The sequence below is a fragment of the Pseudomonas sp. FW305-3-2-15-C-LB1 genome, assembly GCF_058787615.1.
The window spans coordinates 83,188-97,118 of sequence record NZ_JBYSZX010000009.1 but is presented as its reverse complement, the minus strand read 5'-3'; the positions used below and the strand labels follow the sequence as shown (position 1 = coordinate 97,118).

Below are 13,931 nucleotides of genomic sequence, written 5' to 3'. Positions count from 1 at the left end.
TGGTACAGCCGAAGGCCCGGTCAAGGGCCGTGGTGTGCAGCGGAATTTTCCTACGGGTTAACAACTTGGCCGCCTTTCAAAAAGGAGGACCACCATTGCTGATATTCTTCTACCTCAAAGGTGTGCTTAACGGTCGTACCATCGGCCAGCTTTAGACGAAACTCTCTTTGGCCGTAAAGCATATTCCCATTGTCTACTTCCTCTGCCTCTAGAACTGCAACATAGTGATAGTGATTAGCATGAGGTCGGAGTTTTTTCCAAAGCATTATCATTCTCCACGAATCGTTGAAAATCTGATGAACTTGCTCATCCGGCTGTACTTTACAGCCGGTTGTTCTCGTACTTCCTATCGTTCGATGCCGTTGATCCAACCCCGTCTGAGTAGGAGTTGAATAAACGCAAACAACTGAGCGTTTTCCGTGATTATTCCTCGCCTTAAACGTCGGTATCCTCCCGCTCGGAAGGCAGAGCGTCGTTTTTTCGATGCCAGTCAACAAGTGCTCTGTCCAACTTATCATCCGATGGCTTGAACAGCGCATGATCAATCACATTGCTGTAACGCAGTGCTGAGATATAACCCTTCATATGCGAAGCCGCCTTTTCAGCATCCATCTCAGTTTTGGCCTCTCCGATCTCTACGACTGTCCCGTCTACCAAATACTGAACATGCTCTGGTGAATTCAGATTTTCCATCATGCTGATCCTTCGATTGGTTTGTTTGAAATCGGACTTCTTCTATGTCCTCCGCCCCGGTTTTTAGGCCGGGACCTGGGTGTACCTGGTGCGGTTTCCGTGATTACTGGGTTTACTGATCAGACCGCTATTTTGGCCAACGCTTTACCAATGCTAAAAATGGATCGTTCGCCAGACTCGGAAACAACTGCGAAGGTTTTCGTTTGGGCGTATTGACCTCGTCCACGTTGTCTGTTGTCCCAGACAGCAACCACATCTACTGTATCTTTTACCTCTCCAGCCCAGCTATCGAGTTGGCAATACCGATGGTATATGTCGAGCACATCAGACCGATCAGGATCTGAGAGTTTGCCCTCAATAGCCGTCCCCTCCCGTAAGGCGTCGAAGTAAGCTTGAGCAGCACCGAGGGTGGTATAAACCGTACCGCTTTTCACAGTAACTTTCTTTGCCATGGTGATCATTCCTTCGATTTAGTGGACGCGAGATAGGCGTCCTTTCACTGGCTTAGCCCCGACTGGCGGTGCTTGTGGATGCACTTAAGTGCTTCAAGATCAATGCTATTCATAGAGCCTCATTCGTTTTTGATTGTGCAAAGCGTTATGAGCGGATTTTTCTTATCGTCCTGTCCGCACGTAGCACAGTGTGTTGATTGCTTTGAGGTGGGTGATGCTCACTAGCTAACCTCGTCGTGGGGCAAAATGGCATTTGACACTGACGGTGCTCAATCTGCGCCTGTCGAGGGTGTACTCATACTCTTGCAAATAGATGCTGTGAGCTGATGGGCCGGCGATTATTGATTTCGCAGTTCCAATAGTTTCCAAGATCACACCGCCTCGTCCTTCAGCGTTCAACCCACTGGCAAACATCTTGGCTACACTCTCTTTATCACTCCAAGCGGTACCAATTCTTCCGAGTTCGAATCTATCTAAATTTTCTCCACGATAGAGGAGTAGCTCAGGTCCGTTGTATCGAGGTAACCACTTCCAGAGCATGTCCATTAACAGGTCATCGTCATCAACAAGCGCTCGGATGTGGTGGTGTCCGACATGCCATTGGGTATGAAACCGATCTAGAAGCACTGAGTTTGTAGGCACATAAGCGGCCAGATCACTGATAAAAGTACGCCACTCATTTCTATGTCTAGCGACATCGGGCCCGTTCATGAGTGGCCCGTATTCATTGCCATTGAGAATATGTCTTAAGAGGGGTGGGTAATCTGCTAGCCCAAGGTCAATCTCTGGCAAGTTTTTTCGCCATTTCAACGTGCTCAAATCGATGTCAATGCACGAGGGGGCATTGTCAGCTTTCAACAGCTTCTTCATCGCTCTTTCCTAACGCTTGGGAAGCTTTACATATTGCCCGTCGTTGGACCTGCATTCATAGAGATAAACTGGCCGGTTTCGACTACCAAGAGGGGGTTTAGCCTGCCGCCGTTGAGTCATCTCAGCTACACAATCTTCCATTGACCGAAACGGATGCTGTGCATCTCCAAAATCCGCCTCACGACAACCGCTATAGCAAGCTGTAGTTATCAGGTATACAAGGAGCATGGAATCTTTTTCCTCGAACTAGCCGGTATACGTCCATGAGGTGGCCTTGCCACGAAACGGAACCTCAAGATCACTACCGACGATTTGGACCGGCTTTACTGGGTTGATAGGCTGATTCCCAATAACCTTGCCTGAAACCTGGCCTAGCAGTTCAAGCACCCCATGATTCAACACGTTGCGAGACACCTGGCCGTAGACGATGGCGTGGCCGCCGGCTTCGATAATTAACCCGCCTGATAGCTGTCCACGCGCAATCAGAACCCCTCCAGCACGCACGTAAGTGGTGCCAGTAACTTGACCAGAAGTCTCTTGGGTCTCGGTAACAATTAAATCGCCTACGTGCTGCATCTTGAAACGCCTGCCTATGGGGAAAGGACTCTGCTACGTCCTCGGCCCCGATTTTTTAGGCCGGGGCTTGGGGTGCAGCTGAGCAGTTTCCTCGAACAGTTCGTCAGTCGTTGTCCTTGCCTACCGCCACTCCATCCACTGTCAGGGTCAGGAAAACAGGCCAAGTCGAACCGTTCTTGATATCCCACACATAAAAGTGCTTGCCAGGAGTGCCCATGAACTGTGAGTTGTCCTCGACCTCGCGTCTCGACTGCTCATCCGGCGCGATTACCTGAACGGCGTAACGCGGACGGCCGGTATCTAAGTCATACGGACCAGCCTGTCGGCGAAATCGAGAGCCGGGGGGCAAAGTGATTTTGTGCTCGTTTTTGTCACTGCTCATGATTTTTTCCGTTGTTCGTGGACGCTCAACGCCCAACCAACGGCGAATCAAGGGTCAGTACGCCATGCTCCGTTTCTATTTGAAGGGTGGTCTTGTTTCTATCGTCTTCGTCATTAGGGTCACCGACCACTGACACGCGATTCCCTGCGCGAGTGATTGCTGCACAGGACTGTCCCTGCTTTCGCCCAGCATTGTCGAAAAGGGCTACTTGGCTGTGATCGACGATTTGTCCGACAAGCTCACGGGTTTTATCATCTGTTGCAGATAGGAATTCTTCCCCTGTCAGATTAGGGTCGTCATCCGGATTAGAGGGGGTGTGATCTGCGAGCTGCTTCAGGAGGTTCTTCAGTTTTGGGGTCCGGCTTTTTTCCCACGGTTCGATCATGATCATCATTCCTTCGATTAGGTGGACGCCGATGCGGTGCCCTCTACTGCCTCGGCCCAGCTTTTTAGGGCTGGGCTTGGTGCGTACCTGGGCGATTTTTCCTACCTATTGGCTTCGTACACGGCTTGATTGATCCAATCGGCCTTTGCCGCTGATGTCGAGCCGCCTTTACCAGTGAATGAGCGATTCCGAAACGTATCTCGAACCTGAAACGAGGATCCGGCTCTGCGAACCCACAAGTCGATGACTTCGCCATTAACCTTTGCTGAATCTGGCTTGTCTGCACTCATCGCGAAACTCCTATCCAAGCGAAATGCCCGTGTAGTTTTCGAGCTGTTTTTTTTCAAACCTTTGGCGAGCTGGCCCAACAAATCCATAGAGAAAGCTCCAGCCTTGAGTGCACCGTCCCGAGTCATGGACCAAACTTTGTCGTCACGAACAGAATCCGCGAAATCGTGCCCATCCGACGTGAGACTTCGGAAGGTAAAACTTCGATAACTTTTGCTTCCTCCGGCGGTGTCTACCCAACCTTTTTCAGCGATCAACTGATAGTGGTACAAAATTTCATCAGACGTATAACCATCGATAGGAAAGTCATTTTCGAGGTCTGTCACTATAAAGATGGCGCTAGGCGTTTTGTCCCATGCTTCCAGCTTTAGAACGATGGCTCGGATTAGATCCATATCTCTACGCATTAAATTCCCTCCCGCTGATCGGACTAAAAAATCGCATCCTTCTAATGCCTAGGCTCGCACTTGGGACTTATACCCTGTCAATTACTGATTTTTTGCTTTAGCTTTCGAAACCTCCGCACCGAAAGCGAAAGTGAGGGCGCCGCAGGCATTTGCCCACTCGGTGCTAGCCTTCTGGTACTCGGTGTGAAACTGCTCTGTTTGTGCGGGAGTTACCGGCGTAGGTAGTTCGCGATAAGCCTTGACCAAGGCATAGCGAGGCTGATTGGCGGAATCTACGACAGCTAGCAGTTCCAATAGCGGTTCAGCGTCTATCATAAGTGACATATTTTTCTCTCCGTTTCCGTTGTTGGTGGAGCTAATGGTGGAAGGGTTGACTTGTCGCCCTGGTAGGTAACAGCCAGCAATTAATACCTCGTGCACTTTTGGGTCTATTTCGTACAGTCTGCGGCGAATCACCCATACACGGAAATTTTTATGAAAGGACGATCATCGCTAACAGGAACAGCGTGTACAGAACGAACATATCCGGCGCCCGTGCCGTTATAAAATGCGTAACCTTTATGTCGCTTTTGAAGGAAGCTTGGCCAAGCTGATGGAATGGGCGAAACTGTCTCAGCATGCATGATTCCGTCATCGTATAGCGGAAACTCTGAGGGTGGGACCACTCGGTATCGCTTATGATTTCCGACCTGTTCACCATCAAAAACTGCGTAAGTAACACGGTGTCTTGTGGCAAGGCGACGATGTTCAAATCTCGTTACGAAGTTACCCAACTCAGGTGCATAAGCCTCGTCACCTAAAAAAATATTAGCGCGGCAGTTGAGAAGCTGAAATTGGTTCAGTATTTCAATATCACCTGATTTCCTAACGGTCAGCCAACCCTCAGTATTTGCGACAGTGTACACACTGGTGTCATATGCTATGCACATAATTTTTGGTGACAATGGAAGTAGAAGAATAGCACCTGCCTGCTTGAGCCCAAGTGGACCTGCTCTCGTACGTTTATCCTCCAGTTGCCATCTGTTAGTTAATATTGCAGGATCATCGGACGTCACAAACGGTACCTTCGTAGCGTTCCTAATGAGACAAACCTTCAAATCTGAAACAAGATGCATGGACTCCGCAAACGTCCGCATAGCCGCCTGGACCGCCTCTTTTATCTCCAACGAAAAATTAATATCTTCATGAATAGCACTGAAGGTTTCATCAAACATCTGTGCAGATCTTCTACTTGCCCCCTCCGTACGCACATATTGGAAAACCCAGAATATCTTCAGCACATCAAGATATTCACTTGAGACCTTCGCATTAGAGGTTAAAACTCTTTGCAATACTTGACCATATGCTTGTTCAACAGATTGAATCGCAGCTTCGAGTTGCTCATCCTTCCCATAGAAATAGTCACCTGAGCATTGATTTTTAACTGGTGCCGCCTTAATAAATTTATGTCTGTCGATATTGTAGATACTGATTGACGCGTTCTGCCCCCCGAGGGTGAACGGCCGAAAATAACATCTTGGTACATAATGCTGGTTCTTATTAGACGCCATTTTACCCCTTATAGAGACTCTTTTGACGGAGTTTCCCCTGATCGATCTTGGGCGTGGAATTGCCTGCCTTTACTGCTGCCCAGCATGTCCTGGGCCCGGGCGGTACAGCAATTATTCATGGACATTACAGTCGAGGGGCTTGGTCGAATGCATTAAGATGATTATCAGCAGACCAGATATAAACTCGTCTTGCCGGATTCAGTGAGCAAAGACGCTGCCAGTCATGAATAATGGATAGGTCACCGAGCCCACTGCCACGCATTGCGTGTTCCGGAAATTCTAATAACCAAGCGTGCATCTCATCCTCCTGCAAGAAGCTGATGGCCTTGAATGGGGAACGTCCCGCTAATGCGGCCTTAACCTGCTGAACAAAATTTTCTGCACAGCTACGTCGCATGACACCGTCACCGTTTTGCCCGATGTGATTACCAGTTTCAAGTATTGTGGCCATCGGCAAAAACAGCGACTCCCTTCCGTGTATGCGCTGCTCTAACTGCTGGAGCGTCTCAAGGTGTCGTTGGGCCTTCATAGGCACATTAAGGATTTCTACGAAAATGGAGGTGTCGATCAAACAAACAGCCGTCATTCCTTTCCTCCTTGTGTGCTTTGGCGAAGCCCCGCCAACCAGTCCAGTGCCTGAGCCTTACGCTCCTCCTCGGTGGTACTGTCTTTTAAAAATCGATCAAGAACCCGCCGCGTCATGAGTTGCCCTAGCGGACCTTGTGCCACCAATTCAGGGTATCGGTCTAAGTCACCTAGACGTATCAAACGGCTATCGCCCTCTTCCGGGTCGCGATAACACGCAACCACATCAGCCAACGCACCATCAGGCAATGCGTCCATGAGCGCCGGGTTGTGTGATGTAAGTAAAACCCGCAGCTCCCTCTCTGCAGCGATGGCTTGGAGTTGCTTTACTAGGGTTTCCGCCCTGCTAGGGTGAACGCCATTGTCTATTTCTTCGATTACCACCAGCGCTCCCGCAGGAGCAGTCAATAGAGCTGCACCAATAGCCAGTACGCGAAGCGTTCCGTCGGAGAGCAAAGGGGCATCTACTTTCCTGCTTTTCTGACCGAAGGACTCCACCAGTCGAACCATTACATCGTTGCGATCAGTCTTGATGAACTCGATATCAGTGATGTCTTGTTCGGGCAAAGACTTGATGAACGCAAGCAGCTTTGCCTTGTGTTCCGAGGTTTGGGAAATCTGATATAGCACGGCTGAAAGATTGCTGCCGTCCTCTTTAATAAGGTCGTCTTTCACATATGCATAGTCACGCATCAGCGCAGGGCGCGGATCAAGAAACACCACATTACGCAAGGTTTCGCGTATAGCTTTTGTCACAGCGGGAATTACTCGCTGTGATTCCTGATGGCCCGACTCGAATCGACCAGGCGTTTCAAGTTGATAAAAAATGGCTTGCCGGTTTGAACAAGGGATATGGGGCTTATTCTTCCCACGCTTGAAATTATTGTATGCAACTCTGATCTCGTCAGTATGGGAGTTAGGCAGACCGTCTATTTGATATAGAGGTACTGCTTCACCCTGCTTCACAACGCTTTCTGCCGTAACGACCAGTTGATCGGCTACAAGACCAATCGAGATTTCAAAATGGTCCCAGCTTTGCGGCATGCCCTCGAATCGACCTCCAAGACTGAAGCTTGCAAGAGGGTCGCGTAGCAGGTCGTTTGCTTGCCCTCGGACCACCGCATCCCCACTTTGAATAGATCGTGTGATGTCATCAAGACGACTCCCTTTGGCCAGCCAGTTAAGAAGTCGGATAGCCTCAAGCACATTGCTCTTGCCGGAGGCATTGGCGCCGATCAAAAAGGTCATAGCCGACAACGGCAGGCTAGCCCTCTCGTAGCTCTTGAAGTTTTTCAGTTCAATTGAAATCAACATACTTTTGATGCCCGTGTAAGCGTCATTAAATTATTCTCCGTACAATGTCGCCCAAGCGCGCAGGATCTCCGGCACAGAGCTTTTTGACCGCTTCCAAACTTTCTATGCCCAGTATCTCGCTGATGTGCCTCAGATCGATGCCGCGGCGTTTGAGCTTGACCGCAAGCGTCCGTCGCCCTGACTGCGCACTTGCCCCCTCGATCCCAGCAAGGCCGAACAGGCGCGTATACAGCCGGCTGAGCTGGTTAGCGCTGTAGTAGGTCTTGCCGTCTCGGCGCTGCGCGCTGATTTTCAAACCTTCGCCCGTGCGACCGGACACGAATAATGGCGACTCAGGATCAAGGCCACGGAAAGCCATCACCCTTGTCGAAACGCCGTGACCGCGTGCGACGCGTTCTGCAAGGTGCGCGTCTATGGCATTGGTCAATTTCTTGCTGGTCCAGCACAACGGCCTAAAACGATGGCTGTAGGCGATTTCGGCCCGCACCTGAGAGTCGATCAGCACAGCGCCGGATTCGGTGAGGTAGTCGCTCACGTGAACACGGCAAATCTCCGTCACCGTCATGCCGGTGCCAAAGCATGTAAGCAGCAGCGCCGTATCACGATAGCCGTTCTCTTGGCTGCTCACTTTGGCGACTCTCACAGCGTGTTCAAGCTGCTCATCTTCAATAACAATCGCCTTAGGCACACTTCACTCTAAATGCTGTTTTACCATCAATCCTGACACAGTACGTTATCAACAATGCCTGGGACAGCGCCGCCTGCTCGATGTACATGGTGTTCACGGAAAACGGCACAGACATAAAAAAGCCCGCCTGGGAAACCGGGCGGGCTTTGTTTAGCAAGCTCAAATTACTGTTTCTCCCGTGCCTTGTCAGTGCTGCTTTTACGCGTCCTGCGACGAGCAGCGGGCCTAGTCACCGGCACCACATTGGATTTCGGATTAGTTACGGCAGCGCTGACGCCGTTAATCGTCTCCAAAGCTTCCCGTGTAGCGATTTCGGCAGCATTGGTAGAGGCATTGCGGATGACTGTTTCGACACCACCTGCCAGGCGGAGGCGATATTCACGGGCAGCGGCACCGGATAGCCATTGAGTGCCATCCCAAATAGGTGAACACCATGAGTCTTGCATAGAGAATCCCCTGCTGTGAGCAAGGCGGACTGCCTCGCTGCTTCGACCCAGCTTACGCGTTCAGGGCACTGCCGACCAGCAACTGCATTGCAAGCTAAAAAGGTCACGGAAAATTCAGTTGAAAGGGCAATGGTGTTGCTGAAAAAAGATCGGCTCAGGTGTGTAGTCGTTAACATCGGAAGTGTACTGTCCAGCCGCTAGCAACTCGAGGTTGAACGACCGCGTATGGCCGTTTTCTGTAAGCGTCCGGCGAACACGCCTTGCGTAGTTAAACGAACGCCCACCTGTGCGGCAGCAACTGCGTAAGCCAGACGCACATCATGGGCGCAGCGCGAAGACTGCAATTTTAAAAGCGCGCGCTAAATTGCTTAGCTAATGGCACTCTGCTAGCGTCTCCTTGCTTATAATCAGAAGGGAATCGTATGGACGCGCAGGGACAGGTACGCATCTGGCTACTTGAGCAGCCGGACTGGCTTCAGGAGGCTGCTGATCGGCTGCTTAAAAATGGTGATCTCACCCAGGATGACATTTCCCAGATTGCCGCACTGTTAAAAACGCCGTCAGGGCAGGCGGTCTCGAAACATCGAACATTCGATGAGCTAACGCACGCTCCAGCTGGCTCTGTGCTCCGATTGCGAAGCATTGCAGACGTCACAGGAATTGAGAGCCTTGGTCCCAGGGCGCCTTTAGACTTCGGCACCGGCAATTTAACGGTTATCTACGGGCATAATGGCTCTGGCAAGTCCTGTTACACGAGGATTCTGAAAAAAGCGACAGGTAAAGCTCGCGCCAGTGATCTCAAACCAAACGTTTTCCAAGCGGCTCCAGCTTCCAGCAAATGCACCCTCAGCTTTGAACTGGATCAGTCATCGGAAAGCGTTGAATGGCATATCACCCACCCCGCGATTGAACAGTTGCGGGAGATAGACATCTTCGATAGTGAAGAGGCGCTCCATTACCTAAAAAGCGAAAGCGCAGCCACGTACAGCCCGCCCATCATGGGTTTGTTTGAGAAGCTGGCCAATGCGACTGATTCGGTTAGGGACACCTTGCAGGCTGAGCAAGATCAGCTTGTGAGCCAGCTCCCGGCTATCCCCGCTACTCTCAAAGACACGAGCGTCGGCAGGAGCTATCAAGGCCTTAGCACGCTGGCACCATCAGCTGTCGATAATCTTTTACGCTGGACTCCAGAGAACGCAGGTAGCTTAGAAGCGCTCAATGAACGACTGAAGACCAGTGATCCCTCATCGCTTGCGAAACAGAAGCGCGACACCTGCGTCCAAGTAACCAATATCGTCAAAAGCATCAAGATAGCCGTGGCGGCGTTCGGCGCTGAGCAGATCCAAACTGTCCGCACTCAACGATCAAACGCCCGTGACAAACGACGTATTGCGATTGAAGGCGCGCAGGCCAAATCAGCGATTCTAGAAGGCGTCGGTACGCCGACATGGAAAGCAATGTGGGAGGCGGCTCGCGCATATTCCCAAACGCCGTATCCAGACCAGCATTATCCAGTGACCGTGGACGGGCGCTGCGTGCTCTGCCATCAAGAACTATCGGCTGAAGCCCAAGATCGACTCAACGATTTCGAGCTGTTTGTACAAAGCCGCCTGGAAACAGATGCAAAGTCTGCTGAGCAAACGTACAGCGAAACTCTCCGTACGCTTCCTAACAGCCCGACGGAGGCCGAAGTACAGACTCAGTGCACTGCGGCAGCTTTGACCACGCCTGAGTGGATGGCAGCAGTGTGGGGCTTTTGGAGAAGTATCGGAGAATCGAGGAAAGCCCTACTGGATCACGAGCAGTCATGCTTGGCGGGTAACGTCCCCGATGTAGCCGCGAATCTCCTTGTACTTGAACAATTCGCGCAGCAGCTGACTTTGGAAGCAGACCAATTCGATCAAGATGCGCTTCAGTTCGACAGGCCGAAAGCTGTCGCTGATAAAACGGCATTGGAAGCTAGCCAATGGGTTTCACAGCAAAGTGAAGCAGTCAGGAAGGAACAACAGAGGCTCAAGGACTACAAGCTGCTCGACAAGCTGAAGACTAGTGCAAGTTCTCGTCGTATCTCTAACAAGGCAACCGAAATCTCCGAAAGCGTGGTTACCGAGTTGTACGTCAAGCGCTTCAATGATGAGCTGCGCGCCCTAGGTGCCACCCGAATTCAGGTTGAGTTGATAAAGACCAGAACCACTCGGGGTAGAGTGCTTCATCAGCTCAAACTAAAAGCTCTCAAAAATGGTGATCACTCGCCTGACAAAGTGTTGAGCGAAGGTGAGCGTAGGATCATATCCCTTGCAGCTTTCCTGGCGGACGTTACCGATAAACCAGGTGTCGCCCCTTTCATTTTCGATGACCCAATCTCGTCGTTAGATCATGATTTCGAATGGAAAGTCGCATGCCGCTTAGCTGAATTGGCTAAACAAAGGCAGGTCCTTATTTTTACGCACAGGCTTTCGCTTTACGGAGCGATGGATGACGTTGCCAAGAAAGTTGGTGATTCTTGGAAGAAGGATAACTTCCAGCAAATGTGCATCGAGTCCTTTGGTGGAGCATCAGGACACCCTGCTGATCAAGCAGTGTGGAATAGCTCGACGAAGACCGCAAATAACATCCTGCTGACTCGCGTCAGGGACGCCAAGAAAGCGGGCGAAGATTCAGGTGCAGCTGCTTACCATGCGTTAGCTCAAGGTATCTGTAGCGATTTCAGAAAATTAATCGAAAGGTCGGTTGAAGATGACCTTCTGTTTAAAATCGTCGTACGCCATCGGCGCGGCATTTCCACAGATGGTCGTCTGCCTGCCCTTCTCGGGATCACCCGTGAGGATCTTCAAAAAATTGACGAGCTGATGACCAAATACAGCTGCTATGAGCACAGCCAGTCTGATGAGATGCCGGTACAAGCTCCAGAAGAGCCCGAACTGAAAGCCGACATTGAATCGCTCAAGCAGTGGCGAGATGACTTGGAAGACCGAAGGAAAAAGGCAGCTTAAATTCAGAAACCACGCAGAACAATCATCTGATTGCGCCGCCTGGCGAACGGCGCAATAAACACGATTAACGGATCAACCGTTCGCAGATGACGACTTGGGCGTTTTCTGTCGTACGCCACCGGCTGCTGCTGGCCGAAAGCATCACGGTGCCACATGCTGACGAGATTCGGATGGAAACATTAGGCTTTATTACCATGCTTCAACGCATTTCGACATCAAGCCTTTCAGCAATCCATTGCTCCACTTCGAGAGAATCCCAACCCACCGCCCGCCTTCCGATGCGCTTGGCCTGGGGAAACATCCCTTCCTTCATTAGTGCATAGATGTGACTGCGTCGAAAACCGCTCATCTGCTCAGTTTCGGCAAGACGCATGATACGGCGGGCGCTGCGCGACATGGACACAGCCAGGAGGTCTCGTTCGATCTGTTTCACTGCTAAACCCTTACGCCTTACTGGCGGTCAATGGACGTCATGGCGGTGAAAGCTACGCATGCAAACGCGCACGTTAAGATAATGCGCGTATTTATTTTTTGGCTTTGTTCAGAACCTTTCTTACCTGAGACGCAGACTTTTCAAGACGCGTAGCAATTACCGAAGCGGGGAGCTTTTTCGCAGCCAGCTCAAGCGCCTCCTCATGCCATGTGGGCACTGATTTTCTCGATCTATTCTTCGCAACCGTGGCGCGTTTCTTATCCAAGGCGATGGCCTTCCGTTCCTCGGCCAATTCACTGAGCAAATCCTCAGCCGAACCGAACTCTTCTGCTCTCGTCAACTGCACCAAGCAGTGGATAAGATTCAAGCTCACTTGCACCGTACCTTCGTATTTGGCTCGGTGAGAACCTTTAATCGCACTGTAATAGAGAGCCAACGCAGCAGTCTCAATACGATGAAATTCGCCCCACCGATCCAAGTCGCTCACCCAATCCACAGCGTTATCACTGGAGAGTTCAAGCGCGTCCAAGACATGTGCTGGCGCAAACGTTAAAAGCAGCCCGACAACCGCCTCGCTATCCATTCAGCCTGCTCCTTGCTGAGCCTGCTTTAGCTCAAGGTGAATAACGTTGCCGAGGGCCGGAGTGGTAGCAAACGTCGCCCAAGCCTCCATCAGTAACCGACGCTTGTTGAATAGGTCTGAGCGCGAGTAGGCGCCTTCGGTCTGGTCTCGCTCATCATGAGCGAGAGCTAATTCACAGACCTCGCGCGGATGGTGAGTGCATTCCCCAGCCCAATCACGGAACGAACTGCGAAAGCCGTGACGGGTAATGTCTGCATGTCCCATGTCATGTAATAAATTACGAATGGCGTTAGCGTGCATGACTCCACTTGCTCCACGACCGGGGAAAAGAAAGTTACTTTCCTCGATACGCGGCAGAGCCTCCAGCATAGTCACGACCTCTGGTGCCAGTGGAATGCTGAACGCTTTTCTCATTTTCATGCGCTCGGCAGGCAAGGTCCAAATACCGGTTTGCAGGTTGAACTCCGACCATCTGGCAGCCTGCACCATATGAGCACGAGATGCCGTCAAGATCAGCAAACGAGTCGCCACTGCGGCGCGGAATTCGATTTCGGCAAGTCTGGCCATAAGAGTAGGCACCTCTTGCCAACTCATGGCAGGGAAATGCTCTCGTATCCGAGCCTTTTTCTTTTCAACTCGGCTTAACAGCTTGTCCAAGTGTCCGCGCCAGCGGGCTGGGTTTTCACCTTGCCGGAGGCTGCGTGCTTTAGCTGCATCCAAGACCAGCTCGATTTGTCCTCGAACCTCATCAGCAGTCCGGGTCTTGGTGAGCCAAATCGGTTGCAGCACTCTCACTACATGGTCGGTCTCAATCTCGCCTACTGGCAGTTTTCCGAGTATGTCGAAGGCATACAGCTCCAACTTGCGTAGCCAGCCCCTTCGCCACTTATCAGACCAGCCAGGACCGTGAGCCTCTGCATACTCATTGGCCATCTGCTCGAAAAAAACCCGCTTGGCATCCTCGGCACGACGTTCACTGCTCAGGCGCTCACGCTCAGAATCGCGTGCTGCTTTTGGATTGATGCCATTGGCAAGTAGCTTTCGTGCGTCCGAAGCTTTACCGCGCGCATCAGGCAACGAAACCGAAGGGTATCCGCCTAATCCCATGTCGGTGGAGGACTTGTTGAATTTGTAGCGGAAAATCCAACTGGTGCCGCCCGTTACCCCAACCTTGAAGTACAAGCCGTTGCCATCCGAGGTCAAGCTCTTGGAGCCTGCTCTAATGAGTTTCTCGATGGCTTTGACGGTCAGCTTGCTCATGCATATCTCCGTATAGGCTATCCTTC

The 13,931-nt window shown here is 51.3% G+C and carries 16 protein-coding genes; 1 reads left to right on the top strand and 15 read right to left on the bottom strand.

Annotated elements, in window-relative coordinates; genetic code table 11:
• Window positions 1-50: 50 nt before the first annotated feature.
• The 12 genes from AC3WP7_RS18625 to AC3WP7_RS18570 form a co-directional block, all read right to left on the bottom strand.
• Window positions 51-266 (bottom strand): hypothetical protein, encoded by a 216-nt coding sequence (locus tag AC3WP7_RS18625; RefSeq protein WP_146012704.1) that lies wholly within the window; start codon window positions 264-266, stop codon window positions 51-53.
• Between the two features lie 169 nt (window positions 267-435).
• Entirely contained in the window at window positions 436-693 is a 258-nt protein-coding gene (locus AC3WP7_RS18620; RefSeq protein WP_102592696.1) for a hypothetical protein, read from the bottom strand.
• A 119-nt stretch (window positions 694-812) separates the two neighbouring features.
• Window positions 813-1,145: a hypothetical protein gene (locus AC3WP7_RS18615; RefSeq protein WP_102592695.1), complete on the bottom strand. Its 333-nt coding sequence runs from the start codon at window positions 1,143-1,145 to the stop codon at window positions 813-815.
• 225 nt (window positions 1,146-1,370) lie between these two features.
• Window positions 1,371-2,015: a hypothetical protein gene (locus AC3WP7_RS18610; RefSeq protein WP_256579968.1), complete on the bottom strand. Its 645-nt coding sequence runs from the start codon at window positions 2,013-2,015 to the stop codon at window positions 1,371-1,373.
• Window positions 2,016-2,261: 246 nt separating this feature from the next.
• Window positions 2,262-2,591 (bottom strand): hypothetical protein, encoded by a 330-nt coding sequence (locus AC3WP7_RS18605; protein WP_102592694.1) that lies wholly within the window; start codon window positions 2,589-2,591, stop codon window positions 2,262-2,264.
• 103 nt (window positions 2,592-2,694) lie between these two features.
• On the bottom strand, window positions 2,695-2,973 hold the full coding sequence (locus AC3WP7_RS18600; protein ID WP_102592693.1) for a hypothetical protein: 279 nt from the start codon (window positions 2,971-2,973) through the stop codon (window positions 2,695-2,697).
• A 25-nt stretch (window positions 2,974-2,998) separates the two neighbouring features.
• Complete coding sequence (locus AC3WP7_RS18595) at window positions 2,999-3,358, bottom strand: hypothetical protein (RefSeq protein ID WP_102592692.1); 360 nt, start codon at window positions 3,356-3,358, stop codon at window positions 2,999-3,001.
• A 101-nt stretch (window positions 3,359-3,459) separates the two neighbouring features.
• Window positions 3,460-4,053 (bottom strand): DUF2513 domain-containing protein, encoded by a 594-nt coding sequence (locus tag AC3WP7_RS18590; RefSeq protein WP_102592691.1) that lies wholly within the window; start codon window positions 4,051-4,053, stop codon window positions 3,460-3,462.
• A 452-nt stretch (window positions 4,054-4,505) separates the two neighbouring features.
• The gene (locus AC3WP7_RS18585; RefSeq protein ID WP_102592689.1) at window positions 4,506-5,603 is read right to left on the bottom strand and encodes a DUF4238 domain-containing protein; all 1,098 of its coding nucleotides are present in this window, start codon (window positions 5,601-5,603) and stop codon (window positions 4,506-4,508) included.
• A gap of 124 nt (window positions 5,604-5,727) precedes the next feature.
• Window positions 5,728-6,189 carry a hypothetical protein gene (locus AC3WP7_RS18580; protein WP_102592688.1) on the bottom strand — a complete coding sequence of 154 codons (462 nt, stop codon included), beginning with the start codon at window positions 6,187-6,189 and terminating at the stop codon, window positions 5,728-5,730.
• Entirely contained in the window at window positions 6,186-7,502 is a 1,317-nt protein-coding gene (locus AC3WP7_RS18575) for an AAA family ATPase (RefSeq protein ID WP_102592687.1), read from the bottom strand. The genes AC3WP7_RS18580 and AC3WP7_RS18575 overlap by 4 nt, the downstream gene beginning before the upstream one ends.
• 25 nt (window positions 7,503-7,527) lie before the next feature.
• Entirely contained in the window at window positions 7,528-8,190 is a 663-nt protein-coding gene (locus AC3WP7_RS18570) for a tyrosine-type recombinase/integrase (RefSeq protein ID WP_102592686.1), read from the bottom strand.
• Between the two features lie 868 nt (window positions 8,191-9,058).
• Here AC3WP7_RS18570 and AC3WP7_RS18565 point away from each other — a divergent pair.
• A complete protein-coding gene (locus AC3WP7_RS18565) occupies window positions 9,059-11,629 on the top strand; it encodes an AAA family ATPase (RefSeq protein WP_102592685.1) in 2,571 nt (856 codons plus the stop codon).
• A gap of 199 nt (window positions 11,630-11,828) precedes the next feature.
• Here AC3WP7_RS18565 and AC3WP7_RS18560 read toward each other — a convergent pair whose 3' ends face one another.
• From AC3WP7_RS18560 to AC3WP7_RS18550, 3 genes are all read right to left on the bottom strand, one after another.
• Window positions 11,829-12,026, bottom strand: a complete 198-nt coding sequence (locus tag AC3WP7_RS18560) for an AlpA family phage regulatory protein (protein WP_102592703.1) — start codon at window positions 12,024-12,026, stop codon at window positions 11,829-11,831.
• A gap of 127 nt (window positions 12,027-12,153) precedes the next feature.
• Complete coding sequence (locus AC3WP7_RS18555) at window positions 12,154-12,645, bottom strand: hypothetical protein (RefSeq protein ID WP_102592684.1); 492 nt, start codon at window positions 12,643-12,645, stop codon at window positions 12,154-12,156.
• A complete protein-coding gene (locus tag AC3WP7_RS18550; protein ID WP_102592683.1) occupies window positions 12,646-13,905 on the bottom strand; it encodes a tyrosine-type recombinase/integrase in 1,260 nt (419 codons plus the stop codon).
• Between the last annotated feature and the right edge of the window lie 26 nt (window positions 13,906-13,931).

What these genes read in the sequence shown, in the direction of transcription:
- AC3WP7_RS18625 (WP_146012704.1), bottom strand. Translation starts at nt 266, where the DNA reads ATGCTTTGGAAAAAACTCCGACCTCATGCTAATCACTATCACTATGTT.
- AC3WP7_RS18620 (WP_102592696.1), bottom strand. Translation starts at nt 693, where the DNA reads ATGGAAAATCTGAATTCACCAGAGCATGTTCAGTATTTGGTAGACGGG.
- AC3WP7_RS18615 (WP_102592695.1), bottom strand. Translation starts at nt 1,145, where the DNA reads ATGGCAAAGAAAGTTACTGTGAAAAGCGGTACGGTTTATACCACCCTC.
- AC3WP7_RS18610 (WP_256579968.1), bottom strand. Translation starts at nt 2,015, where the DNA reads ATGAAGAAGCTGTTGAAAGCTGACAATGCCCCCTCGTGCATTGACATC.
- AC3WP7_RS18605 (WP_102592694.1), bottom strand. Translation starts at nt 2,591, where the DNA reads ATGCAGCACGTAGGCGATTTAATTGTTACCGAGACCCAAGAGACTTCT.
- AC3WP7_RS18600 (WP_102592693.1), bottom strand. Translation starts at nt 2,973, where the DNA reads ATGAGCAGTGACAAAAACGAGCACAAAATCACTTTGCCCCCCGGCTCT.
- AC3WP7_RS18595 (WP_102592692.1), bottom strand. Translation starts at nt 3,358, where the DNA reads ATGATCGAACCGTGGGAAAAAAGCCGGACCCCAAAACTGAAGAACCTC.
- AC3WP7_RS18590 (WP_102592691.1), bottom strand. Translation starts at nt 4,053, where the DNA reads ATGCGTAGAGATATGGATCTAATCCGAGCCATCGTTCTAAAGCTGGAA.
- AC3WP7_RS18585 (WP_102592689.1), bottom strand. Translation starts at nt 5,603, where the DNA reads ATGGCGTCTAATAAGAACCAGCATTATGTACCAAGATGTTATTTTCGG.
- AC3WP7_RS18580 (WP_102592688.1), bottom strand. Translation starts at nt 6,189, where the DNA reads ATGACGGCTGTTTGTTTGATCGACACCTCCATTTTCGTAGAAATCCTT.
- AC3WP7_RS18575 (WP_102592687.1), bottom strand. Translation starts at nt 7,502, where the DNA reads ATGTTGATTTCAATTGAACTGAAAAACTTCAAGAGCTACGAGAGGGCT.
- AC3WP7_RS18565 (WP_102592685.1), top strand. Translation starts at nt 9,059, where the DNA reads ATGGACGCGCAGGGACAGGTACGCATCTGGCTACTTGAGCAGCCGGAC.
- AC3WP7_RS18560 (WP_102592703.1), bottom strand. Translation starts at nt 12,026, where the DNA reads ATGTCGCGCAGCGCCCGCCGTATCATGCGTCTTGCCGAAACTGAGCAG.
- AC3WP7_RS18555 (WP_102592684.1), bottom strand. Translation starts at nt 12,645, where the DNA reads ATGGATAGCGAGGCGGTTGTCGGGCTGCTTTTAACGTTTGCGCCAGCA.
- AC3WP7_RS18550 (WP_102592683.1), bottom strand. Translation starts at nt 13,905, where the DNA reads ATGAGCAAGCTGACCGTCAAAGCCATCGAGAAACTCATTAGAGCAGGC.